The following is a 25915-nucleotide window of genomic DNA, read 5'->3' as shown; positions in this document are numbered from 1 at the left end:
TGCGGCTAGGCTCACGGCGTAGCCGCCCACTCGGGTGTGCCTCGCGCGGGGCCGAAGCAGACGTTCGATTCTCTTCGCCGCTGATCCGCCTCGCACCTCTCAACCTGTCACCTGACGCGCACCCGTCCACTCCTCGGGCCGGTCCGCCGGGGACCGGGCATCCTCTGTGCCGACTCGGCGCAGGTCACCGCAGGGAAGGACCTGTACGTGAGCGAAACCACCGACCTCGCAGTGAACGGCGCGCCCGACGCAGCCGCCTCCACCGAGGACGCTGCCGCTTCTGGGACGGCGGGACGCCCCCGCCGCCGCGGCAACGGACTGTCGGGCATGCTCCTGCCCGAACTCCAGCGCCTGGCCGGTGAGCTCGGCATCCCCGGCACCGGCCGGATGCGCAAGAGCGACCTGGTCGCCGCCATCTCCGCGCGTCAGGTGGGCGGGGACCCCGGGGCCGCCGCCCCGGCTGCGCGCACCGAGATCGCCGGCACCGACACCGCCGGCACGGGCACCGCCGCCGGTGGCGCCGACACCGCCCGCGGTGTCGCCGCCTCCTCGGCTCCCCTCGAGGCGCCGATCAGCGGCGGTGCCAACGGTGGCCCGCTGACCGGTGAGAGCACCTCCGCACCGGTGCGCACCCGTCGTGGCGCGCGCCGGCCCGCGGGCTCGCCCGAGTCCACCACCGGGACTCCCGCGACCGAGGCGGCACCGGCCGACCCGTCCGCCCCCGCCGAGAACGCCGCTCCGGCCACCACCGAGCCCCGCGAGAGCGAGGTGCGCGAGGACGAGCAGCGCGACGGTGACCGGTCCCAGCGCAACCGCAACCGCAACCGCGGTGAGCGGGACGGCGGTCGCGACGGCGCCCGCGAGAACAGCGACCGCGGCGAGCGCGACAGCCGGGACGGCGGCAACCGCGACGGAGGCGACCGCAACGAGCGGGACCGCAACGAGCGGGCGGGCCGGGACGGGGGCGACCGCAGCGAGCGCGGCAACCGTGAGGGCAATCGTGAGGGCAACCGTGGCCCCGACCGGGACCGCAACGACCGGGGCGGGCGTCCGGACAACCGGAACGACAACCGCAACGACGGTGGCCGCGGTCCCGCGTCCAACGACGAGGACGACGACGACTTCGAGGGCGGCCGCGGCCGTCGCGGGCGCCGGTACCGCGACCGCAACAAGCGCGGCAACAGCCGGGACCGCTTCGACCAGGGGGAGCCGACCGTCAGCGAGGACGACGTCCTGCTGCCCGTCGCCGGCATCCTGGACGTCCTGGAGAACTACGCGTTCGTCCGCACCTCGGGCTACCTGACCGGCCCGAACGACGTCTACGTGTCCCTGTCGCAGGTCCGCCGCTACGGCCTGCGCCGAGGCGACGCGATCACCGGCGCCGTCCGGCAGCCGCGGGAGGGCGAGCGGAAGGACAAGTACAACGCGCTGGTCCGGCTCGACACGGTCAACGGCCTGGATCCCGAGCAGGCCCGGAACCGGCCGGAGTTCACCAAGCTGACCCCGCTCTACCCGCAGGAGCGCCTGCGGCTGGAGACCGAGGCGCACCTGCTGACCACCCGGGTCATCGACCTGGTCATGCCGATCGGCAAGGGGCAGCGCGCGCTGATCGTCAGCCCGCCGAAGGCCGGCAAGACGATGGTGCTGCAGTCGCTCGCCAACGCCATCACGACCAACAACCCCGAGTGCCACCTGATGGTCGTCCTGGTCGACGAGCGGCCCGAAGAGGTCACCGACATGCAGCGCTCGGTGAAGGGCGAGGTCATCGCCTCGACCTTCGACCGGCCGCCGTCGGACCACACCACGGTCGCCGAGCTCTCCATCGAGCGGGCCAAGCGCCTGGTCGAGATGGGCCACGACGTCGTCGTCCTGCTGGACTCGATCACCCGCCTGGGCCGCGCCTACAACCTGGCGGCGCCCGCCAGCGGGCGCATCCTCTCCGGCGGCGTCGACTCCACGGCGCTCTACCCGCCCAAGCGTTTCCTCGGCGCGGCCCGCAACATCGAGAACGGCGGGTCGCTGACGATCATCGCCTCGGCGCTGGTCGAGACCGGCTCCACGATGGACACGGTCATCTTCGAGGAGTTCAAGGGCACCGGTAACGCCGAGATCAAGCTCGACCGCCGCCTGGCGGACAAGCGGGTCTTCCCCGCGGTCGACGTGAACGCGTCGGGCACCCGCAAGGAGGAGATCCTCATGTCGCCCGACGAGCTGGCCATCGTCATCAAGCTGCGCCGGGTGCTCTCCGCACTAGAGCCCCAGCAGGCGCTGGAGCTGCTGCTCGACAAGCTGAAGAAGACCCGCAACAACGTCGAGTTCCTCATGCAGATCCAGAAGACCACGCTGGGCCCCGGCGGCGAATGAAGGATCCCGCTGCACCCCGTCACTCGCGAGCTCGCGGCGGGGCCCGGCAGCGGGGCCGGGTGCCGGCGGGGCACGGCGATCAGGGATACTGGTCGACCGAGCCCCGCCCCCGGCGCGGAATACCTCGCGCCGCCCGGCGTTCCACCACGTGAACCGCACAGACTTCTCGGAAGAGGCAGCAGGCATGAAGCCCGACATCCACCCCACGTACCACGAGACCACCGTGACCTGTGGTTGCGGGAACACCTTCACCACCCGCAGCACGTCGCCCAGCGGTCAGCTGACCGTCGAGGTCTGCTCGGCGTGCCACCCCTTCTACACCGGCAAGCAGAAGATCCTCGACACCGGTGGCCGCGTGGCCCGCTTCGAGAAGCGCTTCGGCAAGCGCAACGCCGGCGCGGCGGTCGACGCCCAGTAGCACCCCTGACGGCGCCCGTTCCACCTCACGGTGGGGCGGGCGCCGTCGTCATGTCCGGACCCGACGTGAGCCTGAGAGGCACCCCCTGATGAGCAGCACCGAGACGTCGGCACCCGACCGGCTGGCCGGGCTGCTCGCCGAGCACGCGCGCCTGGAGCAGGAGCTCGCCGACCCGGCGGTGCACGCCGACCAGTCGCGCGCCCGCCGGATGGGACGCCGCTACGCCCAGCTGGCGCCGCTGGTGGAGACCGCCCGCGGCCTGGACCAGGCGCGTGACGACCTGAGCGCCGCCCGCGAGCTGGCCGCCGAGGACGTGTCGTTCGCCGCCGAGGCGACGGCGCTGGAGCGCCGGATCTCCGAGCTGACCGACCGGTTGCGCGAGCAGCTGCTGCCCAAGGACCCCGACGACGACAAGGACGTCATCCTCGAGATCAAGGCCGGGGAGGGCGGCGCGGAGTCCGCGCTGTTCGCGGGCGATCTGCTGCGCATGTACCTGCGGTACGCCGAGCGGCGTGGCTGGGCCACCGAGGTGCTCGACGCCGTCGACGCGGAGCTGGGCGGGTACAAGGACGTCGCGGTCGCCATCAAGTCCCGCAACGATGAAGGCATCTGGTCCCGGTTGAAGTTCGAGGGCGGCGTGCACCGGGTCCAGCGGGTGCCGGCCACCGAGAGCCAGGGGCGCATCCACACCTCGGCGGCCGGCGTCCTCGTGCTGCCCGAGGCCGAGGAGGTCGACGTCACCGTCGACCCGAACGACCTGCGGATCGACGTGTTCCGCTCGTCGGGCCCTGGCGGGCAGAGCGTGAACACCACCGACTCCGCCGTCCGCATCACCCACCTGCCCACCGGCATCGTGGTCAGCTCGCAGAACGAGAAGAGCCAGCTGCAGAACCGGGAGTCGGCGCTGCGGGTGCTGCGCTCCCGGCTGCTGGCCGCCGCCCGGGAGGAGGCCGCGGCCACCGCCAGCGACCAGCGGCGCAGCCAGGTCCGCACCGTCGACCGCAGCGAGCGGGTGCGCACCTACAACTTCCCGGAGAACCGGATCTCCGACCACCGGGTCGGCTACAAGTCGCACAACCTCGACCAGGTGCTCGACGGTGACCTCGACGGCGTCATCGGCGCCCTGGTCAGCGCGCACACCGCCGAGCTGCTGGCGGCGGGCGCCTAGAACGCCATGCCCCTCACCTGCAGAGCCCTGCTCACCGCGGCGGCCGCCCGGCTGGCCGGGGCCGGCGTGGAGTCCCCGCGCGTCGACGCCGAGCTGCTGCTGGCGCACGCGCTCGGCGTGCCGCGCACACGGCTGGTCACCCTCGAGGACGTCGACGACGTGGCGGCCGCCCGGTTCGAGGCGCTGCTGGTCCAGCGGGCCGACCGCGTCCCACTGCAGCACCTGACCGGTCGGGCGCCGTTCCGGTACCTGGAGCTCGCGGTCGGGCCGGGCGTGTTCGTCCCCCGGCCCGAGACCGAGCAGCTGGTGGGGTGGGCGCTGCGGCAGGTGGCCGGCAGCGTCGATCCGGTCGTGGTCGACCTGGGGTCCGGCTCCGGGGCGATCGCGCTGTCGATCGCGCACGAGCACCCCGGTGCGCGGGTGACCGCGGTGGAGCGCGATCCCGGCGCCGTCGAATGGACCCGGCACAACGCGCGCACCCGTGCCGCCGCCGGGGACACCGCGGTCGATGTGCTCGCCGGGGACATGACCGACGGCGGGCTGCTGCGCGACCTCGACGGCACGGTCGACCTGGTCGTCTCCAACCCGCCCTACGTCCCCGACGGGGCACGGGTGCCGCGCGAGGTAGCCGACCACGACCCGCCGCTGGCGCTGTGGGGTGGGCCCGACGGGCTCGACGTCGTCCGCGGGCTCCTGGTCACCGCCGCCCGGCTGCTCCGGCCGGGCGGGGTGCTGGGCATCGAGCACGCCGACCAGCAGGGGGAGAGCCTGCCGGCGGTCGTCCGGGCGCACGGCGGCTTCGCCGACGTGGACGATCACCCGGACCTCGCCGGACGCTCGCGGTACACCACGGCCCGACGGGAGTGAGCGGGGCACCCGGACGGGTGCCCCGGGCCGGTTCGACGATTGCGGGCGGCGGTGCCGTGGCACCGGGGAACCGACGGCAGGGAGGCGCGATGCGACCGCGGACGGATCTGCTGGCGAACCGGTACGAGCTGAGCTCACCGATCGCCGGCGGCGGCATGGGCCAGGTATGGCGCGGGCGCGACACGCTGCTGGACCGGCCGGTCGCGGTGAAGGTGCTGCGCGACCAGTTCGCAGGGAACGCCACGTTCCTGGCGCGGTTCCGGGCCGAGGCGCAGCACGCCGCCCTCCTCACCCACCCGCACATCGCCGCGGTGTTCGACTACGGCGAGGTGCCGGCGGGCCCTGACGGTTCACCGCTGGCCTACCTGGTGATGGAGCTCGTCGAGGGCGAGTCCCTCGCCGACCTGCTCGCGAGGGAAGGGCGCCTCGACGCGGCACGGACGGTGGACGTCCTGGGGCAGGCGGCCGACGGGCTCGCGGCCGCGCACGCCGCCGGGGTCGTGCACCGCGACATCAAGCCGGCGAACCTGCTCGTCACCCCGCAGGGCGTCGTGAAGATCACCGACTTCGGGATCGCCCGGTCCGCTGCCAGCGTCGCGGTCACCGGCACCGGCCAGGTGATCGGGACGGCGCACTACTTCTCACCCGAGCAGGCAGCGGGCGGGCAGTCGACCCCGGCCAGCGACGTCTACGCCCTGGGGACGGTCGGCTACGAATGCCTGGCCGGGCGACGCCCGTTCGAGGCCGAGAACCCCGTCCAGATCGCGGTCATGCACATCCACGACGTGCCGCCTCCCCTACCGCCCGGGGTCCCGGCCGGCGTCCGGGCTCTCGTGGAGCGTGCCATGGCCAAGGACCCGCACGTGCGGTTCCCCGACGGTGCGGCGCTCCGGGATGCCGCCGAGCAGTTGGCCCCGGGCATGCCCACCTCCCCGACGCGACGGGCGACCACGGCGGTGCTGCCGGTCCTCGGCCCGGGCACCGCCCCGATGGCCGCTCCGCCGACGGCTGCGCGGGCGCGCCGCCGCAGGGCGATCCCCGTGCTGGCGGGGCTGGCCGCGATCCTGCTCGCCGTCGCCGTCGCCGTCGCCGTCCTGGCGGTAGTGCTCACCGGCCGCTCAGATCCTGTGCCTCCCGGCGACGCCCCGGTCGCGACGACTCCCGCCGGGATCGAGGTGGCCGCCGAGGACCACCTCGGCCGGCCGGTCCAGGAGGTCCAGGCAGAACTCGTCGGACGCGGTCTGCGGGTGGAGCTCGCCGCCGTCGAGACGGCGGACGTGCCGGCGGGTCAGGTGACCGCGCTGGATCCGGTCGGGACCCTCGCCCCAGGCGATCTCGTACTCCTGTCCTACGCGGTGCCGCCGGTGCCCGTGCCTGCTCCGGTGCCGCCTCCGGCCGACTCGCGCGACGACGAGCGCGAGGACCGGAGGGAGGCCGAGGAGGAGGCGAGGAAGGAGGCGAGGGAGGAGGCGAAGAAAGCCGAGAAGGAGGCGAGGAAGGAGGCCGAGGAGGCGAGGAAGGAGGCGAAGGAGGAGGCCGAGGACGAGCGGAAGGACGCGGAGGAGAGGAGGAAGGAGAGGGAGGGCGAAGGCGAGGACTGACGTCGTCCCCATGCGGTGCACCACCGGCTGCCGCCGCTGCTGGCTACGACCTCGTCGTAGGGGCGGCCTACCGGGCGGTGGACGAAGCGGGACACGACCACGGGCCGGATCGTCTCGATGAAGGAATCCCCGGGGCCGTACGAGGGCGTTCGCAAGGAACGATGACGTCCCGCCCGTTCGGTGTGGTCACCGTCCTCTGACGCCCGCCCGCGCGAGCAGTGTCAGACTGCTGCTTCGTGGCCGACATCTACGACTGCTCCGAACCCACCGCCCGCGCCGCGGGGCTCGACGCCGCCGCCGCGGCGATCGGCCGAGGTGAGCTGGTGCTGCTGCCGACCGACACCGTCTACGGCGTCGCGGCCGATGCCTTCACCCCGCCGGCGGTCACCCGCCTGCTGGCCGCGAAGAACCGGGGGCGCGCGATGCCCGTGCCGGTGCTGATCGGCGAGGCGTCCACGCTGGCCGGTCTGGTGCTGCAGACCCCGGAGACGGCGACGCGGCTCGCGCAGGAGTTCTGGCCCGGCGGACTCACGTTGGTGCTGGAGCACGCGCCGTCCCTCGCCTGGGACCTGGGCGACGCCGAGGGGACGGTCGCGATCCGGCTTCCGGACGACGAGCTGGCCCGGGACCTGCTGCGCCGCACCGGTCCGCTCGCGGTCTCCAGCGCCAACCGCTCGGGGCGTCCGGCGGCTGCCTCCGCCCAAGAGGCCGACATGCAGCTCGGCCCGCACGCTGCGGTGATCCTGGACGACGGCCCCCGCACCAGTTCTGCGGCCAGCACCATCGTCGACTGCACCGGTCCGACGCCGCGCGTGCTCCGCGTCGGTGCGGTCCCGGTGGACCGGCTGCGGGAGGTCGTCCCCGAACTCACGGACTGAGACCGATGAGTGGACCCCGGAGGGGTTCGCGAGGAGGGCTCGACCGCAGGTCCAGGGGTGCGGGGCGCCGACGAGGTGGGCCCGGAGGGTCCGGCGAGGAGCGCGCGGACGCGCTCAGCGCAGGCCGGGGACGGCACCTGGCCGCGGTGCGACGCGGAGCGTCGCGATGTGACAGCCCGCGGTGCGACGCGGAGCGTCGCAGTGTCGCCTTGTCGCAGTGTCATAGTTGTACGACCGCCGCGCCGCCCGAGCCCGGGCGTCGCGGGCGCCCGCACCGACTCCTGGAGTGCGCCTGAGATGAGCACCCCCGCCATGACACCGTATTGGGGGCCGGACTTCGACGCCCTGGCCGCCTTCGACCCCGACATCGCCGGTGTGGTCACCGGAGAGCTGGACCGGCTGCGCGGTGGGCTGCAGCTGATCGCCAGCGAGAACTTCACCAGCCCGGCCGTGCTGGCCGCGCTCGGGAGCACGCTGTCGAACAAGTACGCCGAGGGTTACCCCGGCCGGCGCTACTACGGCGGCTGCGAGGTCGTCGACGTCGCCGAGGAGATCGGCATCGCGCGGGCCAAGGAACTCTTCGGCGCCGAGCACGCCAACCTGCAGCCGCACTCCGGCGCGAACGCGAACCTGGCCGCCTACGGCGCCTTCCTGAAGCCGGGCGACACGTTCCTCGGCATGGCGCTGCCGCACGGCGGCCACCTGACCCACGGCACGAAGGTCAGCTTCAGCGGCAAGTGGTTCAACGCCGTGCAGTACGGGGTCGACGAGAAGACCGAGCACATCGACTACGACCAGGTGCGCGACCTGGCCCGAGAGCACCGGCCCAAGCTCATCGTGGCCGGCGGATCGGCGATCCCGCGGCTGATCGACTTCGCCGCGTTCCGCGAGATCGCCGACGAGGTCGGCGCGATCTTCATGGTCGACGCGGCGCACTTCATCGGCCTGGTCGCCGGCAAGGCGATCCCGAGCCCGGTGCCCTACGCCGACGTGGTCACCTTCACCACCCACAAGGTGCTGCGTGGTCCGCGCGGTGGCGCGATCGTCTGCAAGGCCGAGCACGCCAAGGCCATCGACAAGTCCGCCTTCCCGATGATGCAGGGCGGCCCGCTCATGCACGCCGTCGCCGCCAAGGCGGTGAACTTCAAGGAGTGCCTGCAGCCTGCGTACCAGGCCTACGCACGGCAAGTGGTCACGAACGCGCAGGCGCTCACCGAGGGCCTGGCGGCCGAGGGGCTGCGGCCGGTGGCCGGCGGCACCGACACCCACCTCGCGCTGCTGGACCTGCGGGAGACCGGCGTGACCGGGGCGGACGCCGAGGCGCGGTGCGGTGCCGCGGGCATCGTCCTGAACAAGAACGCGATCCCCTTCGACCCGCAGCCGGCCTCGGTCGCCTCGGGCATCCGGGTCGGCAGCCCCGCGGTGACCACGCAGGGCATGACGGAGACGCACATGAAGGAGATCGCCTCGCTCATCGGCACCGCCATCCGCGACGCCGACGGCAGCCGCACGGCCGAGGTCGCCGCCGGCGTCCGTGAGCTGGTCGGCGCCCACCCCGCATACCCCGAGCCCGCGCGGACCGACTGAGTCGTGCGCGAGTACGTCGTCGTCCTGCTCACCGCGGCGCTGGTCACCTTCCTGGCCACGCCCGTGGTGCGGATGACGGCGATCCGGCTGCGCATGATGGCCGCTCCGCGGGAGCGTGACGTGCACGTCATCCCGACCCCGCGGGGCGGTGGCGTGGCCATGTACCTCGGGGTGGTCGCCGCCGTCCTGGTGGCCTCCCGGCTGCCCGCGCTGCAGCGGACGTTCGAGGACACCCAGGTCTACGCGGTGCTGGTCGCCGGCGGGCTGATCTGCCTGCTGGGGGTGCTCGACGACAAGTGGGCTCTGGACGCACTGACGAAACTCACCGGGCAGATCGCCGCGGCCGGCGTCATGGTGCTGCTCGGTGTGCAGCTGGCCTTCCTGTTCCTGCCGTTCGCGGACATCGGGACGCTGATCCTCGGCCCGGACGTCGGCGTGCCGCTGACCATCCTGCTGACCGTCTTCGCGGTGAATGCGCTGAACTTCATCGACGGTCTGGACGGGCTGGCCGCGGGGGTGTCGGCGATCGCCGCGCTGGCGTTCTTCGCCTACAGCTACAACCTCGGCCAGATGCGGTACGAGGAGGCGGCGAGCGCCCCGGCGCTGATCACCGCCGTGCTGGCCGGCGCCTGCCTGGGCTTCCTGCCGCACAACTTCAGCCCGGCGCGCATCTTCATGGGCGATTCCGGGTCGATGCTCGTCGGGCTCATGCTGTCGGCGGCCGCGGTGACGGCGACCGGGGGAGTGGACGCCCAGACCTTCGGGTCGGCGGCCAGCCTGCTGCCCCTGACCCTGCCGCTGCTCGTGCCGATCGCGATCCTCTTCATCCCATTCATCGACCTGGTGCTGGCGGTGGTGCGGCGCACCCGCAAGGGCCGGTCGCCGTTCTCGCCGGACAAGATGCACCTGCACCACCGGCTGCTGTCGATCGGGCACTCGCACCGGCGGGCCGTGCTGGTCATGTACTTCTGGGCCGCACTGCTGTCCTTCGGCGCGGTCGGGGTGTCGATCACCGGCGGCCGGGTGGAGCTGCTGGTGGCCATCGCGGTGCTGCTGGTCGTCGGCGTCGTCGTGGTGCTGAGCCCGCGCGCGCGACGGGCCGCCCGCGAGGCGCGGGCCGCCGAGCTGGAGGCGCAGCGCCGCCGGAGCCGCGCCGACCACCCGACCTCCCGCGTGAAGCGGACCGAGGCGGGGGCGTCGGAGGTGCGCGAGGTGCTCCGCTGAACCGGGGGGTCCGCCGGGTCACCGCCGCCTCGAGGACCTTCGCGGCGAGCCGGATAAGGTAGGGCGTGATTGCTGAGCCGAGGGCCACAAAGCGCCCCGACCCCTACGGCGCCATGCTGCGCGGCGGGGCTGTGCCCTCGCTCGCGGTCGCCGTCGTCGCCATTGCGGTGTTCACCGTGCTGGAAGGAGCGCTCGGCGCGGCCGGCAGTGCCCTCGCCGCCGTCCTCGTCGTGGTGAGCGCCGCCTCGACCATGATCATCCTGGGACGGATGGCTGGGTTGGATCCGCGTGTGGTCTTCCTCGGCGCCATGGTCAGCTACTTCTTCAAGGTCGGTCTGCTCGGGGTCTTCCTCCTCCTGTTCCGGAATGCCGAGTGGCTGTCCCCGATCGCGTTCGCGGTCACGGCGATCGTGGTGTCCCTCGCCGGCACGATCGGGGAGATCGTCGCGTTCACCCGGGTCCGCACGTACATCTACGACGAACCGTCCTCGTCGCCCGAGGTGCGCTCTTGACCGGCGGTGCCGCGGACCCACCCGAGGGGCCGTCATCGGTGCACCACCAGATGGTGGCGGGGGCGCACCTCCGCGAGGGGTGGGACGCGCTGGGCACCATGCTCTCCGCGATGCTGGTCTTCGGGCTGCCGGCCTGGTGGCTCAGCGAAGCGCTCGGTCAGGTGTGGGTGCTCCCCGTGGCCCTGGTCCTCGGGATGGCCGCCGCGATCACCACGATCTGGGTCCGCTACTCTGACCACGGCCCGTGAGGAGTGCCTCGCCCCAGGAGCGTGGGGCGGCCCCTCCGGGCCGTGGTACGCATCCACCCGCAGCAGTTCATGACGGAGGCTGAGTAGTGACGACCGTGGTCTCGGCCGCCGAGGAGTTCGTACCGCCGAGCGCGCCAGACTTCTGGCAGCCGCTCATCGGTGACGGCGCCTTCGCCGTCACGCGTGCGATGGTCGTGATGGTGCTCGTCACCATCGGCCTCGCGGTCGTCATGATGCTGGCCACGCGTCGCCTGGCGGTGGTCCCCGGACGTGGTCAGTTCCGGCTCGAGGGCGTGTACGGCCTCGTCCGTAACTCGATCGGCCGGGACATCATCGGGACGGCGCACTTCCGGCCCTACGTCCCGCTGCTGTTCACCCTGTTCACGCTCATCCTGGTGAACAACCTGATGGGCATCATCCCGCCCGTCCAGTTCCCGACGATGAGCCGGATCGGCTTCCCGCTCGCCCTCGCGCTCGGGGTCTACGTCGTCTACCTGGTCGCCGGCGTCCGCCGTCGCGGGCTCGGGGGCTTCCTCAAGAACCTGGTGCCCAGCGGGCTTCCCTTCTGGGTCGTGCCGGTCGTCTTCGTCCTGGAGTTGGTGACGTTCCTCGTCACCCGTCCGGTGACCCTCACGCTGCGGCTCTTCGGCAACATGTTCGCCGGCCACATCCTCCTGCTGCTGTTCGCGCTGGGCGGGGAGTACCTGCTGCTGCACGGCGAGGGCCTGCTGAAGCTGGTGTCGATCCCGGCCTTCCTCATGTTCTTCCTGTTCAGCGCGTTCGAGATCCTGATCTCGTTCCTGCAGGCCTACGTCTTCATCCTGCTGGCCTCCGTCTACATCGCCGAGGTCTACGCGGACGACCACTGACGTCCGCGGAGCCGCCCGCCCAGAGTTGCACCACCGATGTGCGCCACCCGGCAGCACAGACCGACTGAGAGGAACGGACACACCCAATGGAAGGCAATCTTGCGATCATCGGCTACGGCCTGTCGGCCATCGGGCCGGGCGTGGGCATCGGCCTGATCTTCGCTGCCTACGTGAGCGGCGTGGCACGTCAGCCCGAGGTCCGCGGTGTGCTGCAGACCATCGCCATCCTGGGCTTCGTGCTCTGCGAGCAGCTGGCCATCTTCGGCATCGCCCTGGCCTTCGTCTTCTCGGGCTGACCGAGGACCGGAAGGAGCACACGTGATGGGCGCGATCGACAACGCGGCCGGCGTCCTGGCGGCCGAGATTGGCGAGGGCGGCTTCTGGGAGGACGCCTACCCCGTCATCCCGCACCCGGGTGAGCTGATCGTCGGAATCATCTCCTTCGCCATCCTCTACCTCCTGTACAAGCGCTACGTGGTCCCGCGCCTGGAGGCCATGCTGGCCGAGCGCCAGCGCGCCATCGAGGGCGGCATCGAACGCGCCGAGGCGATGCAGGCCGAGGCCAAGGCGGCGCTGGAGCAGTACCGCGCCCAACTGGCGGAGGCTCGGAACGAGGCCGCGCAGATCCGCGACCAGGCACGGGCCGAGGGCCAGCAGATCCTCGAGGAGCTGCGGGTCCAGGCGCAGGAGGAGTCGGCACGGATCGTCGCCCGCGGCGAGGAGCAGATCGCCGCGTCGCGCCAGCAGGTCGTCAACGAGCTGCGCGGGCAGGTCGGGGCGCTCGCCGTCGAACTGGCCGGCCGGGTGGTCGGGGAGTCCCTCGCCGACGACGCCCGCCGCCAGGGCACCGTCGACCGGTTCCTCGACGATCTCGACGGGATGGTCGGCACCGGGCACGGGGCAGTCGCCGCCGAGGGCACCCGCTGATGGAGGCCTCGAGCCGGGATGCGCTGGCAGTCGCCCTCGAGCGGCTGGAAGCGCTGACCCGGGACCCCTCCGGCCTGCTCGGCAAGGCCCGTGACCGGCTGACCGGTCAGGCCCGGGCCACCACCGCCGAGGGCCAGCTCGCGCTGGCCGAGGAGCTGTTCGCGGTGGCCCGGTTGCTCACCGGCCAGCCTTCGCTGCGCCGGGCGCTGTCCGACCCCTCGGGCAAGCCCGAGGAGCGGGTGGCCCTGGCCCAGCGGCTGTTCGGGGCGCGGCTGTCCCCGATCGCCCTCGAGCTGGTCGAGGTGAGCGTCCGGCAGCGCTGGTCGCGGCCGCTCGACCTGGTCGAGGCCGCCATGACGTTGGGCACCGAGGCGGCGCTCGACGCGGCGGACGTGCGCGGCGAGCTGGACGGCGTGGAGGACGAGCTCTTCCGCTTCGGCCGGATCGTCACCGGCGACCGCGAGCTGTCCCGCGTCCTCAGCGACCGCACCGCATCGTCGCAGGGCAAGACCGAGCTGCTGGACCGGTTGCTGTCGGGGCGGGTCAGCCCGGTCACCGAGCTGCTGCTCCGGAACGTCCTGACCGGCTCGCACGCCGGTACCGCCGGGGTCGCGATCGAGCGGCTCTCGGAGGTCGCCAGCCGTCGCCGCGGTCAGTCGGTGGCGCGGGTGACGACCGCCGTGCCGCTCACGCCGGCGCAGGAGCGGCGGCTGGTCGACGTGCTCTCCCGCCTCTACGGGCGGACCATCGGGCTGCAGGTGACCGTCGACCCGGGCATCGTCGGGGGACTCGTCGTCCAGGTGGGCGACGAGGTCATCGACGGCAGCATCGCCCACCGGCTGGAAGCCGCCCGCCGGCAGCTCGCCGGCTGACCGCCCACCACCACAGATCACCATCCCCGCAGGGAAGAGGACTCAGAGCCATGGCCGAGCTGACGATCTCCGCAGACGAGATCCGCAGTGCCATCCAGAACTACGTCACGGAGTACTCGCCTGACGTCTCCCGCGAAGAGGTCGGGATCGTCACCGAGGCCGGCGACGGCATCGCCCGGGTCGAGGGCCTGCCTTCGGTCATGACCAACGAGCTGCTCGAGTTCGAGAGCGGTGTCCGCGGTCTGGCGCTGAACCTCGACGTCCGCGAGGTCGGCGTGGTCATCCTGGGTGACTTCTCCGGCATCGAGGAAGGCCAGCAGGTCCGCCGCACCGGTGAGGTGCTCTCCGTCGCCGTCGGCGACGGCTACCTCGGCCGTGTCGTCGACCCGCTGGGCAACCCGATCGACGGTGCGGGCCCCATCGCCGCCACCGGTCGCCGCGCCCTGGAGCTCCAGGCCCCGACCGTGGTGCAGCGTCAGTCGGTGCACGAGCCGATGCAGACCGGTATCAAGGCCATCGACGCCATGACCCCGATCGGCCGTGGTCAGCGCCAGCTGATCATCGGCGACCGGCAGACCGGCCGGACCGCGATCGCGATCGACACGATCATCAACCAGAAGCAGGCCTGGGCCACCGGCGACCCGACGCAGCAGGTGCGCTGCATCTACGTCGCCGTCGGCCAGAAGGGCTCGACGATCGCCGCGATCCGCGCGTCCCTCGAGGACGCCGGCGCCCTGGAGTACACGACGATCGTCGCGGCTCCCGCGTCCGAGTCCGCCGGCATGAAGTACATCTCCCCCTACACCGGCTCGGCCATCGGCCAGCACTGGATGTACGAGGGCAAGCACGTCCTGATCGTCTTCGACGACCTGTCCCGGCAGGCCGAGGCCTACCGCGCGGTCTCCCTCCTGCTGCGCCGTCCGCCGGGTCGCGAGGCCTACCCCGGCGACGTCTTCTACCTGCACTCCCGGCTGCTGGAGCGCTGCGCCAAGCTCTCCGACGAGCTCGGGGCCGGTTCCATGACCGGTCTGCCGATCGTGGAGACCAAGGGCAACGACGTGTCGGCCTACATCCCGACGAACGTCATCTCGATCACCGACGGGCAGATCTTCCTCGAGACCGGTCTGTTCAACTCCGGCGTCCGGCCCGCCATCAACGTCGGCATCTCGGTGTCCCGCGTCGGTGGCTCGGCGCAGATCAAGGCGATGAAGTCGGTCGCCGGACGCCTGCGGCTCGACCTGGCCCAGTACCGCGAGCTGGAGGCCTTCGCGTCCTTCTCCTCCGACCTCGACGCCTCCAGCCGGGCCACGCTCGAGCGCGGGCAGCGTCTGGTCGAGCTGCTCAAGCAGGGCCAGTACTCGCCGTACCCGGTCGAGCGCGAGGTCGTCTCGCTGTGGCTGGGCACGACGGGCAAGCTCGACCGCGTGCCGGTCTCCGAGGTGCGCCGCTTCGAGTCGGAGTTCCTCGACTCCATCGGCCGCGGCGACAACGGCATCTTCGACACCATCCGGGAGTCGAAGAAGCTCGAGGACGACACCGTCGCCGCGCTGGAGCGGGCCGTCGATGCCTTCTACGGCCAGTTCACGACCTCCGAGGGGGAGTCGCTGGTGGTCAACGAGCCCGAGGCGGAGGCCCTGGACGCCTCGCAGCGGGGTCAGGAGCGCGTCCAGGTCAAGCGGGGCAGCTGACCCATGGCCGGCTCTCTCCGCGCGCTGCGGCGCCGCATCCGTTCCACGCAGTCGACGAAGAAGATCTTCTCGGCGCAGGAACTGATCGCCGGTGCGCGCATCGTTCGCGCCCAGGCCCGGGTGGAGGCGTCCAAGCCCTACGCCCGGGAGATCACCCGGGTGCTGTCGGCGCTGGCGTCGTCGGCGTCGCTGGACCACCCCCTGCTGACCGAGCGGCAGAACCCGCAGCGGGCGGCCGTCCTGGTGATCACCTCCGACCGGGGGTTCGCCGGGTCGTACAACGTGAACGTGCTCCGGCGCACCGAGGAGCTGCTCTCCCTGCTGCGGCAGGAGGGCAAGCAGCCGCTGCTCTACGTGGTCGGCCGGAAGGGAGAGACCTACTACTCCTTCCGCAACCGCGAGGTGACGGCGACGTTCACCGGTTTCTCCGAGCAGCCCAACTACACCGACGCGCAGGAGGTCGGCCGCCAGCTCATCGACGCCTTCACCGCCGGTGAGGACGATGACCGGGAAGCCGGAGCGGGCGGCTCCGCTGGTCGTGATGGCATCCTCGGGGTGGACGAGCTGCACATCGTCTACACCGAGTTCCGCTCGCTGCTCGCCCAGGTCCCGGTCGCCAAGCGGATGGCTCCGCTGGAGGTCGAGGAGGTCGACGAGTTCGACTACGAACGGGAGGAGCGCGCGGCGGGAGGCGCCGGCGACAGCGGCATCCCGACCTCGTACGAGTTCGAGCCCTCGGCCGAGGGGCTGCTCGACGCCCTGCTGCCGAAGTACATCACCACGCGGATCTACGCGGCGATGCTGGAGTCGGCGGCGTCGGAGTCGGCCTCGCGCCGCCGGGCCATGAAGTCGGCCTCGGACAACGCCGAAGAGCTGGCGAAGAACCTGTCGCGGCAGGCGAACCAGGCCCGCCAGGCGGAGATCACGCAGGAGATCAGCGAGATCGTCGGTGGCGCCGACGCGTTGGTCTCGTCCGGCGCCAACGACTGACCCCACCGAACAGCAGACCCCCGAGCCCCAGGGCAGGAGAGCACTACAGATGACCGTCACCGAGGACCGTCCGACCACCCAGCACACCCAGGCCACCGGCCGGGTCGTGCGGGTCACCGGGCCGGTCGTCGACGTCGAGTTCCCCCGCGACGCGATGCCCGACCTGTTCAACGCGCTGAAGGTCGACGTCACCCTGGCCGACCTGAGCAAGACGCTGACCCTCGAGGTCGCCCAGCACCTGGGCCAGAACGTCGTCCGGACCATCTCCATGGCTCCGACCGACGGCCTCGTGCGCAGCGCCGAGGTCACCGACACCGGCGGGCCGATCAGCGTGCCCGTCGGCGACGTGACCAAGGGGCACGTGTTCAACGCCCTGGGCGAGTGCCTGGACACCCCCGGCTACGCCGAGGACGCCCTGCACTGGTCGATCCACCGGCAGGCGCCGCGGTTCGACCAGCTCGAGGGCCGCACGGAGCTGCTGGAGACCGGCATCAAGGTCATCGACCTGCTGACGCCCTACGTGGCGGGCGGGAAGATCGGTCTGTTCGGCGGTGCCGGCGTCGGCAAGACGGTGCTCATCCAGGAGATGATCCGCCGGGTCGCCCAGGAGTTCGGTGGTGTGTCGGTGTTCGCCGGTGTCGGCGAGCGCACCCGCGAGGGCAACGACCTGATCACGGAGATGACCGAGTCCGGCGTCATCGAGGCGACCGCGCTGGTGTTCGGCCAGATGGACGAGCCGCCGGGCACGCGGCTGCGCGTGGCCCTGTCGGCCCTGACGATGGCGGAGTACTTCCGGGACGAGATGCACCAGGACGTGCTGCTGTTCATCGACAACATCTTCCGGTTCACCCAGGCCGGCTCGGAGGTGTCGACCCTGCTCGGCCGCATGCCCTCGGCCGTGGGTTACCAGCCGACCCTGGCCGACGAGATGGGTCAGCTCCAGGAGCGGATCACCTCGACGCGCGGGCGTTCCATCACCTCGCTGCAGGCGATCTACGTGCCCGCCGACGACATCACCGATCCGGCGCCGCACACCACGTTCGCCCACCTCGACGCGACGACCGTGCTCTCGCGGCCGATCTCGGAGAAGGGCATCTACCCGGCCGTGGATCCGCTGGACTCCACCAGCCGGATCCTCGACCCGCAGTACGTGGGCCAGGAGCACTACCAGATCGCCCAGACCGTGAAGCAGATCCTCCAGCGCTACCAGGAGCTGCAGGACATCATCGCCATCCTCGGTATCGACGAGCTCTCCGAGGAGGACAAGGTCACGGTCAACCGGGCCCGGCGCATCGAGCGCTTCCTCTCGCAGAACATGTTCGTGGCCGAGGCGTTCACCGGGCAGCCGGGCTCCTACGTGCCGCTGTCGGAGACCCTCGAGGCGTTCAAGGCGCTCACCGAGGGCACCTACGACCACGTGCCGGAGCAGGCCTTCTTCATGTGCGGTGGCCTCGAGGACCTCGAGAAGAACGCGGACAAGCTGAAGAAGTAGAAGGACCCGGCTGCCCCCTGGCTTCGCAAGCTCAGCCAGGGTCCCAGCCGCGCCGTTCCAGCTCGTCACCTGGCACGGCGCGGGACCGTGGGGTGGCCGTGCCAGCACGACATGGCGGCCGGGACCCCGTACGGGGCCCCGGCCGTCGTCGTCCGTGCGTCTCGGCATCGGTGGTCCACCGGTCAGCCTGCGTCGCTCGACCGGGTGGATTCGGACGTCGAGCCTGCGCAGGCGCTGCCGGTCTGCCGACCATCTGCACAGGCGCGCCCGCGGGGCGGGTGCCGGCACGAGGGGTGACGTGGAGCGGGACAGGCCGGTACGTCCGTTCAGCAGCCGGACCACCGGCGACTGGACGTGGCCGCCGTACGCGCCGGTCGAGGGGCCGGCCGCCGCCTTCGACATCGACGGCTGGGCGTCGTCCACGTGTGTGCGCCACCCCTGGGTGCGGCTCGGCCGCTGGACGCTGCTCTACCGCCGCGCCGCCTGACGACGGACCTTCCTGCGCCCAGTCCTCGCCGGCACTCGGCGCCGGTGGCCGCGGGAGCGCTGCTCCGGCGCGTTCACCGTGGCCGGCGGCGGTGCCGCGGGGAGGGCCACCGCGACACGCCGCTAGTAGAAGGACCCCGTCCTCCCCACCCCTCGCACGCTCGGGGTGGTGCCCTGGACGGGGCCGGTGTCGATCGCCTCGCTAGAGTGGGGGCCCCATCCGTGATCCCGAGGAGTGTCGTGGCGACCCTGCAGGTCGAATTGGTGGCCGTCGAGCGCAAGATCTGGTCCGGCGAGGCCACCCGCGTCATCGCCCGCACCACCGAGGGAGAGCTCGGCGTCCTGCCCGGCCACACCCCGCTGCTGGGTCAGCTGGCGGACGGTGGCGTGGTGACGATCCGCACCGAGGCCGGGGACGATCTGGTCGTCGCGGCGCACGGCGGCTTCCTGTCCGTCACCGAGCAGGGGGTCTCGATCCTCGCCGAGACTGCGGAGATCTCCTCCGAGATCGACGTCGAGCGCGCCCGCGAGGCGTTGCGCCGCGCCGAGAACGAGGGGGACACCCCAGAGGCGCAGGCGGCCGCCCGCCGCGCGCAGTCCCGGCTGAGGGCGGCCGGCGACAGCGCCTGATCCACCGGGCGAGCGCGCGGCATGACCACGGCCCTGCTGGTCCTCGTCGGGGTCCTGCTGCTGCTCGTCGTCGTGGTGTTCCTGCTGCGCCGCCGGTTCCTGCTGTCCGGGCTCGGCGCGGTCACCATGTGGTACCGGCCGGAGGGCACGCCCCGCTGGTCGGTGGGGGTCGCCTGGTACGGCGGCGACGCCCTGCTCTGGTACCGGGCACTGTCGCTGTCGGTGCGGCCGCAGCAGCGGCTGTCGCGGGCCGGTTTCCGGGTGCTGGCCCAGCGGCCCGCGGGACGGGAGGACCTGGCGCTGCCCGGCGACGTCCTGGTCCTGTCCTGCAGCACGGGAGGCGGCCGCTGCGAGCTGGCGATGGAGCCCTCGACCCTGACCGGTTTCTTGTCCTGGGTGGAGTCCGCACCGCCGGGCAGCTGAAAGACCCTGCCCTTCGCCCCGTCGAGAGGCCCGTCCTGAGCCTGCGAAGGGTGAGGAGGGCGGGGTCCTTTCAGTCGGGCCGCTCGTCCTGCGCCGCCGCGGCAGCCCGCTGCACGTGCGCCCCGCTGTGCGCACCGGGCTCCCAGAGGATGTCGCCGCCGGGATTGGCCACCCGGCCGAGGATGAAGACCAGGTCCGACAGCCGGTTGAGGTAGCGGGCGGTCTCCGGATTCGTGCGCTCCGGCTCGGCTTCCAGGATCGCCCACACACTTCGCTCGGCCCGCCGGACGACGACCCGGACCTGGTGCAGCAGCGCCGCCAGCGGGCTGCCACCGGGCAGGATGAAGCTGTTCAGCTTCGGCAGGGTCTCGTTGTAGGTGTCGCAGGCCGCCTCGAGCCGCTCGGTGTAGGCGGCGGTCACCCGCAGCGGCGGGTACTTCGGGGCCTCGACGATCGGCGTGCAGAGATCGGCGCCGACGTCGAACAGGTCGTTCTGGACGCTGCGCAGCAGTTCGGCGACGGCCGGATCGACCGAACCCAGCGCCAGAGCCACGCCGATCGCGCTGTTGGCCTCGTCGACGTCGGCGTAGGCCACCAGCCGCGGATCGGTCTTCGGCACCCGGCTCATGTCGCCCAGGTGCGTCTGACCGGCGTCACCGGTCTTGGTGTAGATGCGGGTCAGCCGGATGGTCATGATCGCAGCGTAGGCCGCGGCCCTGCCCGTCGCGGGCCAGGTCGGGGGAGCCGGCGCCGTAGGGTGTTCCGGTGGAGTGCTTCGAGGTGACCGGGGGAGCCAGGCTCGCGGGTCGGGTACGGGTCACCGGCGCGAAGAACAGCGCCCTCAAGCTCATGGCCGCCGCGCTGCTGGCCACCGGACGGACGACCATCGACGAGGTCCCCGACATCCTCGACGTCACGATCATGAGCGAGGTGCTGCGGCGGCTCGGGTGCGAGGTGTCCTACGAGCGTGCGCCGGGCACCGGCGGGGGCCGGCTGAGCATCGACGTGCCGGAGCGGCCGTCGACGGAGACCGACTACGACCTGGTGCGCCGGATGCGCGCCTCGATCAGCGTGCTCGGGCCGCTGGTCGCGCGCTGCGGCGGCGCGCGGGTGGCCCTCCCCGGTGGCGACGCGATCGGCTCGCGCGGACTGGACATGCACATCTCGGGGCTGGAGCGCCTCGGCGCCACCATCGTCAGCGAGCACGGCTTCCTGGTCGCCACCGCCCCGCGGCTCACCGGCACGTCGATCTGGCTCGACTTCCCCTCGGTCGGGGCGACGGAGAACCTCGTCATGGCCGCGGTCCTGGCGCAGGGGACGACCGTGGTGGACAACGCTGCCCGCGAGCCCGAGATCGTCGACCTCTGCCGGATGCTCGGTGAGATGGGCGCCCGCATCGACGGTGCGGGGACCTCCACCATCACCGTGGAGGGCGTGGACTCCCTGGAGCCGGTCGAGTACACGACCGTTCCGGACCGCATCGTGGCGGGCACCTGGGCGATCGGCGCGGTGATGACACGTGGCGACGTCGTCATCGAGCGCGGGGTGGCCGAGCACCTCACCGTGGCGCTGGACAAGCTGACCGACGCCGGCGCCACCGTCGAGGCGCTCACCGGCGGGATCCGGGTGGCGATGGACGGCCGGCCGCGCTGCGTCGACGTCGTCACGCTGCCCTTCCCGGGGTTCCCCACGGACCTGCAGCCCATGGCCGTCGCGCTCGCCGCCGTGTCCACCGGCACGGCGCTCATCACCGAGAACGTGTTCGAGGGCCGGTTCATGTTCGTCAACGAGCTGGTGCGGCTGGGAGCCGACGTCCGCATCGACGGCCACCACGCCGTCGTCCGAGGCCGCGAGCGGTTCTCCAGCGCGCCGGTCCTGGCGACCGACATCCGAGCCGGTGCCGGCCTCGTGCTGGGCGGGCTCTGCTCCGACGGCGTCACCGAGGTGCAGGACGTGCACCACGTCGACCGCGGCTACCCGGACTTCGTCGATCAGCTGCGCGGTCTGGGCGCCCACGTGGAGCGGACCCAGCGTCCCGGCTGAGTCATCGTGGGCCGCCGAAGGAGGCCGCCAGTGCGCGGGCGCGGTCGGCGTCCTCGGGGAACACGAGCACCTCGGCCCGGTGGGCGCCGGCGATGCGGATGGTGGAACGGATGCCGGCGTCGGACAGCAGCGCGCGGAACTGCTGCGCGGACTCCCGGCGGCCCAGCGTGGCCACCCGGGTGAGCAGCCCGTCCGCTCCCGGCGACGCGGCAGGCGTCTTCCGCCCGGCGAACGCCCAGCGCGTGAAGAGAGCCAGCAGCACCATGGCGACGACGGCCACGGCAGGGCCCACCACGTAGCTCAGGCCGCCCGTCTGGACCGGCATCGGACCTCCTCCGCAGCACCCCGTCCGAGTGTGCCACCGCGCACGGTGACCAGGGCGGGGCTGCTACCGGCGGGTAACCACCCTAGACTCCCGCGACATGCCGTTCTCGCACCTGCCGAAGGACCGCGACCGCCCGTGGGTCATGCGCACGTACGCCGGCCACTCCTCGCCCGCCGAGTCGAACGCCCTGTACCGGCGCAACCTGGCGAAGGGCCAGACCGGTCTCTCGGTCGCGTTCGACCTGCCGACGCAGACCGGGTACGACCCCGACGACGGGCTGGCCGTGGGCGAGGTCGGGAAGGTCGGCGTGCCGGTCACGCACATCGGTGACATGCGCGCGCTGTTCGACGGCATCCCGCTGGACGAGATGAACACGTCGATGACCATCAACGCCACGGCCATGTGGCTGCTGGCGCTCTACCAGGCGGTCGCGGAGGAGCAGGGCCACGACGTCGGCAAGCTGGCCGGGACGACGCAGAACGACATCATCAAGGAGTACCTGTCGCGGGGGACCTACGTGTTCCCGCCGGCCCCCTCGATGCGGTTGATCACCGACATGGTCGCCTACACGGTGACGGCCATGCCGAAGTGGAACCCGATCAACATCTGCAGCTACCACCTGCAGGAGGCCGGGGCCACGCCGGTGCAGGAGATCGCGTACGCGATGAGCACCGCCATCGCGGTGCTGGACAGCGTGCACGACTCCGGGCAGGTGCCCCAGGAGCGCTTCGGCGAGGTCGTGGCCCGCATCTCCTTCTTCGTCAACGCCGGTGTCCGGTTCGTGGAGGAGATGTGCAAGATGCGCGCCTTCACCCAGCTCTGGGACGAGCTGACGAGGCAGCGCTACGGCGTCGAGGACCCCAAGCACCGCCGCTTCCGCTACGGCGTCCAGGTGAACTCGCTGGGCCTGACCGAGGCGCAGCCGGAGAACAACGTCCAGCGCATCGTGCTGGAGATGCTGGGGGTCACCCTCTCCAAGGACGCCCGCGCCCGCGCCGTCCAGCTGCCGGCGTGGAACGAGGCGCTCGGCCTGCCCCGGCCGTGGGACCAGCAGTGGTCGCTCCGGCTGCAGCAGGTGCTCGCCTACGAGACCGACCTGCTCGAGTACGACGACCTGTTCACCGGCTCCGTCGTCGTCGAGGCGAAGGTCGCCGAGCTCGTCGAGGGCGCCCGGGCCGAGATCGCCCGGGTGCAGGAGATGGGTGGCGCCGTCGCCGCCGTCGAGTCCGGGTACATGAAGGGTGAGCTGGTCGCCTCCCTGGCCGAGCGGCGCCGGCGGATGGAGAGCGGTGCGGACGTCGTCGTCGGCGTCAACAGGTTCGACACCACCGAGCCCAACCCGCTGACCGCCGACCTGGACACCGCGATCATGGTCGTCGACCCCGCCGTCGAGGCGGCCGCCCAGGAAGCGGTGCAGAAGTGGCGGGCCGAGCGCGACCCGGATGCGGTGCGCGCCGCGCTGGCAGCGCTGCGCGAGGCGGCCGGTTCCGACGTCAACCTGATGCCCGCCACCCTCGACTGCGCCCGTGCCGGGGTGACGACGGGGGAATGGGCCGGCGTGCTGCGCGAGGCGTTCGGTGAGTACCGGGCGCCCACGGGGGTGGCCGCGGCCATCGGCGGCGGCGAGGCCGACCAGGCGCTGACCGACGTCCGGGATCGAGTGCGCAGCACGGGTGCGGAGATCGGCGGCCGGCTGCGGTTCCTCGTGGGCAAGCCCGGCCTGGACGGACACTCGAACGGCGCCGAGCAGATCGCCGTCCGGGCCCGCGACGCCGGGTTCGAGGTCATCTACCAGGGCATCCGGCTCACCCCCGAGCAGATCGTCTCCGCGGCGGTCGAGGAGGACGTGCACGTCGTCGGCCTGTCGGTGCTCTCCGGTTCGCACCTGCAGGTGGTGCCGGCGGTGCTGCGGGGACTCCGGGAGGCCGGGCTGGACGACGTCCCGGTCGTCGTGGGCGGGATCATCCCTGACAGCGACGCGCGGCGGCTGCGCGAGCAGGGCGTGGCCCGGGTCTTCACCCCCAAGGACTTCGGGCTCAACGAGATCATGGGGCAGGTGGTCGACGTGGTCCGCGAAGCGAACGGCCTTCCCGTCCAGCCTGACCAGAAGGTGCCCGCTCCGGCCTGACCTCGGCTAGCGTGCTGCCATGAGCGAGGGCGCACCCCGGGTCGAGCGGGACGGCAGGTTCAGCGAGGGGGTCGTCCGCATCACGATGGTGCGGGCGGCCCGCCGCAATGCCTTGTCGCGGGAGCACCTCGGCCAGCTCCTGGCCGCGGTCACCGAGGCGGGGGAGTCCGACGCGGCGGGCATCGTGCTCGCCGCCGAGGGGCCGGTGTTCAGCGCGGGCCACGACTTCGCGGACGTGGCCGGCGCATCCCTGCCGGAGGTCCGCGGTCTGCTGGCGCTGTGCACCGAGCTGATGCAGACCGTGCAGGACGTGCCGCAGGTGGTGCTGGCGCGCGTGCACGCCCTCGCGACGGCGGCCGGCTGCCAGTTGGTGGCCTCGTGCGACCTGGCGGTGGCGGCCGGGTCGGCCGGCTTCGCGGCGCCGGGCGGCAAGGGCGGCTGGTTCTGCCACACCCCCATGGTCGCGATCGCCCGCAACGTCGGGCGCAAGCGGGCGATGGAGCTGGCGCTGACCGGGGACGTCATCGACGCCGCCACCGCCCTGGACTGGGGGCTGGTCAACCGGGTCGTGCCCGATGACCAGCTGGACGCCGCGGTCGCCGACCTCATGGGCCGGGCCACCCGGGGATCGCGGGCGAGCAAGGCCTGGGGCAAGCAGACGATGTACGCCCAGCTGGACCGGCCCGAGCGCGACGCCTACACGACGGCGATCGAGGTCATGGCCGCGGCCAGCCAGCTGCCCGGGGCGGTGGAGGGCATGTCGGCGTTCCTCGAGAAGCGGCATCCCGTCTGGCCGGACTAGCCAACGTCTAGTCCGGTAGCCCCATGGGCTCGGCTTTCTTGCGAAGGTCGGACTCGTCAAGTGCGTTGCCCTCACTTCGGAGGCGAAGTGAGGGCAACGTCCGCAGCTGCACTCACTCGTACAGCCGTCTGCGACGGCTCGGGCACACGGTGTCCGCACGGCACGGGCCGACCGCGGACGCGGCATCGGTTGCTCTGTCAGTCGGCCAGCACTTCGAGCACCTCGTCGGCATACCAGGTGACAGGAGTGCCCTTTCCCTGCGTCTGAGGTCTCAGTACCCCGGCGTCCGACAGCTGCTTGAGCAGGTACGTGGCTCCCTGGATGGTCACCTCGAGCCGATCGGCCACCTGGCGGGTCTGCATGACCGGGCTCGACAGCATCAGATCCACAACCTCGACAGCTCTGCTGCGCGTGCCGCGTAGCGCCACGCGGTACTTCTCGCGGAGGTCGAGCAGTCGCTCCGCCCGTGACACCGCGTCGTTCGCTTGAACCTCCACGGCCGCGAGGAAGAATCGCAACCAGGCTTGGATCTCGCCGCGCTCGCGAACAGCCTGGAGCCGACTGTAGTAGTCCGACCGGTATCGCTCGAGGTACGGCGACAAGGGCAGCAACGGGCTCGGCAAGGCCGCCCGCTCCACCAGGTAGAGAACGATGAAGAGTCGGCCAAGACGGCCGTTGCCGTCGAGGAAGGGATGGATCGTCTCGAACTGATAGTGAAGGAGCGCTGTTCGGATGAGCAGCGGAAGTTCTGGCTCTTCGTCGTGTGCGTACAGCTCCCAGTCGTCGAGGGCGGGCATCATGTGCTCCACGGTTGGAGGCACGAAGACGGCCGTGCTGGGCTCGACGGCCCCGATCCAGTTCTGGCTGTGCCGGAACTCGCCGGGTGTCTTCTCCTGGCCGCGCACTCCTGTGAGCAGCACCGCATGCATCTCGCGCATCAGACGCTTGCTCAGCGGGAGCGCCTCCAGACGTGCAAGGCCGTGATCCATCGCCGCCATGTAGTTCGTCACCTCGCGAACGTCCTCGTTGCGGGGCGCGCCGCTCGCTTCGGCCTCGAACACGTCGGACAGCGACGCCTGAGTGCCTTCGATTCGCGAACTCGCGAGCGCCTCGCGACGCAACGAGGGGAGTAGCAGCAGGTGCGGAGCAGGTAGCAAGCGCCCGGCTCCCGCCAGTCGGCCCATGCTTGCATCAGCCGCAGACAACGCCTTGATCGTCTGCGGCTCCAGGATCAGCGACCTCGGGAGTTGCGCCGGCTGGAAGGCGACGTACGCGTGGGCGCCGCCCGTCGAGACCGCGCGGCCCCACTGGGGGGCTACAAAATTGCTTGCTTCCACCGCCGCAGGCTACAAGACAACCCTCCCATTACTTGT

Annotated in this window: 26 protein-coding genes; 23 read left to right on the top strand and 3 right to left on the bottom strand. The window is 71.8% G+C overall.

Annotation, left to right across the window (positions count from 1 at the left end):
* The first annotated feature begins 207 nt into the window (after nucleotides 1-207).
* The 20 genes from rho to QOZ86_RS17790 all read left to right on the top strand — a co-directional run bounded on the left by rho (nucleotide 208) and on the right by QOZ86_RS17790 (nucleotide 19244).
* Complete coding sequence (gene rho, locus QOZ86_RS17885; RefSeq protein WP_284493332.1) at nucleotides 208-2364, top strand: transcription termination factor Rho; 2157 nt, start codon at nucleotides 208-210, stop codon at nucleotides 2362-2364.
* Nucleotides 2365-2548: 184 nt separating this feature from the next.
* Entirely contained in the window at nucleotides 2549-2782 is a 234-nt protein-coding gene (gene rpmE, locus QOZ86_RS17880) for a 50S ribosomal protein L31 (RefSeq protein ID WP_284493331.1), read from the top strand.
* Nucleotides 2783-2870: 88 nt separating this feature from the next.
* Nucleotides 2871-3950: a peptide chain release factor 1 gene (gene prfA / locus QOZ86_RS17875; protein WP_284493330.1), complete on the top strand. Its 1080-nt coding sequence runs from the start codon at nucleotides 2871-2873 to the stop codon at nucleotides 3948-3950.
* 6 nt (nucleotides 3951-3956) lie between these two features.
* A complete protein-coding gene (prmC, locus tag QOZ86_RS17870) occupies nucleotides 3957-4817 on the top strand; it encodes a peptide chain release factor N(5)-glutamine methyltransferase (protein WP_284493329.1) in 861 nt (286 codons plus the stop codon).
* 89 nt (nucleotides 4818-4906) lie between these two features.
* Nucleotides 4907-6418, top strand: a complete 1512-nt coding sequence (locus QOZ86_RS17865; protein WP_284493328.1) for a protein kinase domain-containing protein — start codon at nucleotides 4907-4909, stop codon at nucleotides 6416-6418.
* A gap of 236 nt (nucleotides 6419-6654) precedes the next feature.
* Nucleotides 6655-7296, top strand: a complete 642-nt coding sequence (locus QOZ86_RS17860) for an L-threonylcarbamoyladenylate synthase (RefSeq protein ID WP_284493327.1) — start codon at nucleotides 6655-6657, stop codon at nucleotides 7294-7296.
* A gap of 297 nt (nucleotides 7297-7593) precedes the next feature.
* Complete coding sequence (gene glyA, locus QOZ86_RS17855; RefSeq protein ID WP_284493326.1) at nucleotides 7594-8883, top strand: serine hydroxymethyltransferase; 1290 nt, start codon at nucleotides 7594-7596, stop codon at nucleotides 8881-8883.
* Between the two features lie 3 nt (nucleotides 8884-8886).
* The gene (locus QOZ86_RS17850) at nucleotides 8887-10107 is read left to right on the top strand and encodes a glycosyltransferase family 4 protein (RefSeq protein WP_284493325.1); all 1221 of its coding nucleotides are present in this window, start codon (nucleotides 8887-8889) and stop codon (nucleotides 10105-10107) included.
* A gap of 65 nt (nucleotides 10108-10172) precedes the next feature.
* Nucleotides 10173-10619 carry a Cg1360 family ATP-synthase-associated protein gene (locus QOZ86_RS17845; protein WP_284493324.1) on the top strand — a complete coding sequence of 149 codons (447 nt, stop codon included), beginning with the start codon at nucleotides 10173-10175 and terminating at the stop codon, nucleotides 10617-10619.
* A complete protein-coding gene (locus QOZ86_RS17840) occupies nucleotides 10616-10867 on the top strand; it encodes a DUF4349 domain-containing protein (RefSeq protein WP_284493323.1) in 252 nt (83 codons plus the stop codon). The genes QOZ86_RS17845 and QOZ86_RS17840 overlap by 4 nt, the downstream gene beginning before the upstream one ends.
* An 86-nt stretch (nucleotides 10868-10953) precedes the next feature.
* Nucleotides 10954-11736 carry a F0F1 ATP synthase subunit A gene (gene atpB, locus QOZ86_RS17835; protein ID WP_284493322.1) on the top strand — a complete coding sequence of 261 codons (783 nt, stop codon included), beginning with the start codon at nucleotides 10954-10956 and terminating at the stop codon, nucleotides 11734-11736.
* A gap of 86 nt (nucleotides 11737-11822) precedes the next feature.
* Nucleotides 11823-12032 carry an ATP synthase F0 subunit C gene (locus QOZ86_RS17830; protein WP_284493321.1) on the top strand — a complete coding sequence of 70 codons (210 nt, stop codon included), beginning with the start codon at nucleotides 11823-11825 and terminating at the stop codon, nucleotides 12030-12032.
* A 25-nt stretch (nucleotides 12033-12057) separates the two neighbouring features.
* Complete coding sequence (locus tag QOZ86_RS17825) at nucleotides 12058-12663, top strand: F0F1 ATP synthase subunit B (protein ID WP_284493320.1); 606 nt, start codon at nucleotides 12058-12060, stop codon at nucleotides 12661-12663.
* On the top strand, nucleotides 12663-13535 hold the full coding sequence (locus tag QOZ86_RS17820) for a F0F1 ATP synthase subunit delta (RefSeq protein WP_284493319.1): 873 nt from the start codon (nucleotides 12663-12665) through the stop codon (nucleotides 13533-13535). The genes QOZ86_RS17825 and QOZ86_RS17820 overlap by 1 nt, the downstream gene beginning before the upstream one ends.
* A gap of 50 nt (nucleotides 13536-13585) precedes the next feature.
* Nucleotides 13586-15223 (top strand): F0F1 ATP synthase subunit alpha, encoded by a 1638-nt coding sequence (gene atpA / locus QOZ86_RS17815; protein ID WP_284493318.1) that lies wholly within the window; start codon nucleotides 13586-13588, stop codon nucleotides 15221-15223.
* Nucleotides 15224-15226: 3 nt separating this feature from the next.
* Nucleotides 15227-16213, top strand: a complete 987-nt coding sequence (locus QOZ86_RS17810) for a F0F1 ATP synthase subunit gamma (protein ID WP_284493317.1) — start codon at nucleotides 15227-15229, stop codon at nucleotides 16211-16213.
* Nucleotides 16214-16262: 49 nt separating this feature from the next.
* The gene (gene atpD / locus QOZ86_RS17805) at nucleotides 16263-17705 is read left to right on the top strand and encodes a F0F1 ATP synthase subunit beta (protein ID WP_284493316.1); all 1443 of its coding nucleotides are present in this window, start codon (nucleotides 16263-16265) and stop codon (nucleotides 17703-17705) included.
* A gap of 298 nt (nucleotides 17706-18003) precedes the next feature.
* On the top strand, nucleotides 18004-18192 hold the full coding sequence (locus QOZ86_RS17800) for a hypothetical protein (RefSeq protein WP_284493315.1): 189 nt from the start codon (nucleotides 18004-18006) through the stop codon (nucleotides 18190-18192).
* Nucleotides 18193-18431: 239 nt separating this feature from the next.
* A complete protein-coding gene (locus tag QOZ86_RS17795) occupies nucleotides 18432-18821 on the top strand; it encodes a F0F1 ATP synthase subunit epsilon (RefSeq protein WP_284493314.1) in 390 nt (129 codons plus the stop codon).
* A 21-nt stretch (nucleotides 18822-18842) separates the two neighbouring features.
* Nucleotides 18843-19244 carry a DUF2550 domain-containing protein gene (locus QOZ86_RS17790; RefSeq protein WP_284493313.1) on the top strand — a complete coding sequence of 134 codons (402 nt, stop codon included), beginning with the start codon at nucleotides 18843-18845 and terminating at the stop codon, nucleotides 19242-19244.
* Nucleotides 19245-19314: 70 nt separating this feature from the next.
* Here the strand turns inward: QOZ86_RS17790 and QOZ86_RS17785 are convergent, their stop codons facing one another.
* On the bottom strand, nucleotides 19315-19938 hold the full coding sequence (locus QOZ86_RS17785) for a cob(I)yrinic acid a,c-diamide adenosyltransferase (protein WP_284493312.1): 624 nt from the start codon (nucleotides 19936-19938) through the stop codon (nucleotides 19315-19317).
* 71 nt (nucleotides 19939-20009) lie between these two features.
* On the opposite strand from QOZ86_RS17785, the gene murA reads away from it, so the two are divergent.
* Nucleotides 20010-21287: a UDP-N-acetylglucosamine 1-carboxyvinyltransferase gene (gene murA, locus QOZ86_RS17780; protein WP_284493311.1), complete on the top strand. Its 1278-nt coding sequence runs from the start codon at nucleotides 20010-20012 to the stop codon at nucleotides 21285-21287.
* A gap of 1 nt (nucleotide 21288) precedes the next feature.
* Here the strand turns inward: murA and QOZ86_RS17775 are convergent, their stop codons facing one another.
* Nucleotides 21289-21612 (bottom strand): hypothetical protein, encoded by a 324-nt coding sequence (locus QOZ86_RS17775; protein WP_284493310.1) that lies wholly within the window; start codon nucleotides 21610-21612, stop codon nucleotides 21289-21291.
* 97 nt (nucleotides 21613-21709) lie between these two features.
* On the opposite strand from QOZ86_RS17775, the gene QOZ86_RS17770 reads away from it, so the two are divergent.
* Nucleotides 21710-23740, top strand: coding sequence for a protein meaA (locus QOZ86_RS17770; protein ID WP_284493309.1), 2031 nt, complete (start codon nucleotides 21710-21712; stop codon nucleotides 23738-23740).
* A gap of 19 nt (nucleotides 23741-23759) precedes the next feature.
* Nucleotides 23760-24542 (top strand): enoyl-CoA hydratase-related protein, encoded by a 783-nt coding sequence (locus QOZ86_RS17765; RefSeq protein WP_284493308.1) that lies wholly within the window; start codon nucleotides 23760-23762, stop codon nucleotides 24540-24542.
* Nucleotides 24543-24739: 197 nt separating this feature from the next.
* Here QOZ86_RS17765 and QOZ86_RS17760 read toward each other — a convergent pair whose 3' ends face one another.
* Nucleotides 24740-25879, bottom strand: coding sequence for a Fic family protein (locus tag QOZ86_RS17760; protein WP_284493307.1), 1140 nt, complete (start codon nucleotides 25877-25879; stop codon nucleotides 24740-24742).
* Between the last annotated feature and the right edge of the window lie 36 nt (nucleotides 25880-25915).

The organism is Blastococcus capsensis (assembly GCF_030165005.1).
Taxonomy (GTDB): domain Bacteria; phylum Actinomycetota; class Actinomycetes; order Mycobacteriales; family Geodermatophilaceae; genus Blastococcus; species Blastococcus capsensis.
The sequence above is the reverse complement of the archived record's forward strand: the minus strand, read 5'-3'. Positions and strand labels throughout refer to the sequence as shown.

Bases quoted from the DNA above. Each gene is read 5' to 3' on its own strand.
- rpmE (WP_284493331.1), top strand. From the start codon at position 2,549: ATGAAGCCCGACATCCACCCCACGTACCACGAGACCACCGTGACCTGT.
- prfA (WP_284493330.1), top strand. From the start codon at position 2,871: ATGAGCAGCACCGAGACGTCGGCACCCGACCGGCTGGCCGGGCTGCTC.
- prmC (WP_284493329.1), top strand. From the start codon at position 3,957: ATGCCCCTCACCTGCAGAGCCCTGCTCACCGCGGCGGCCGCCCGGCTG.
- QOZ86_RS17865 (WP_284493328.1), top strand. From the start codon at position 4,907: ATGCGACCGCGGACGGATCTGCTGGCGAACCGGTACGAGCTGAGCTCA.
- glyA (WP_284493326.1), top strand. From the start codon at position 7,594: ATGAGCACCCCCGCCATGACACCGTATTGGGGGCCGGACTTCGACGCC.
- QOZ86_RS17830 (WP_284493321.1), top strand. From the start codon at position 11,823: ATGGAAGGCAATCTTGCGATCATCGGCTACGGCCTGTCGGCCATCGGG.
- QOZ86_RS17825 (WP_284493320.1), top strand. From the start codon at position 12,058: ATGGGCGCGATCGACAACGCGGCCGGCGTCCTGGCGGCCGAGATTGGC.
- QOZ86_RS17820 (WP_284493319.1), top strand. From the start codon at position 12,663: ATGGAGGCCTCGAGCCGGGATGCGCTGGCAGTCGCCCTCGAGCGGCTG.
- atpA (WP_284493318.1), top strand. From the start codon at position 13,586: ATGGCCGAGCTGACGATCTCCGCAGACGAGATCCGCAGTGCCATCCAG.
- QOZ86_RS17810 (WP_284493317.1), top strand. From the start codon at position 15,227: ATGGCCGGCTCTCTCCGCGCGCTGCGGCGCCGCATCCGTTCCACGCAG.
- atpD (WP_284493316.1), top strand. From the start codon at position 16,263: ATGACCGTCACCGAGGACCGTCCGACCACCCAGCACACCCAGGCCACC.
- QOZ86_RS17790 (WP_284493313.1), top strand. From the start codon at position 18,843: ATGACCACGGCCCTGCTGGTCCTCGTCGGGGTCCTGCTGCTGCTCGTC.
- QOZ86_RS17785 (WP_284493312.1), bottom strand. From the start codon at position 19,938: ATGACCATCCGGCTGACCCGCATCTACACCAAGACCGGTGACGCCGGT.
- QOZ86_RS17775 (WP_284493310.1), bottom strand. From the start codon at position 21,612: ATGCCGGTCCAGACGGGCGGCCTGAGCTACGTGGTGGGCCCTGCCGTG.
- QOZ86_RS17770 (WP_284493309.1), top strand. From the start codon at position 21,710: ATGCCGTTCTCGCACCTGCCGAAGGACCGCGACCGCCCGTGGGTCATG.
- QOZ86_RS17765 (WP_284493308.1), top strand. From the start codon at position 23,760: ATGAGCGAGGGCGCACCCCGGGTCGAGCGGGACGGCAGGTTCAGCGAG.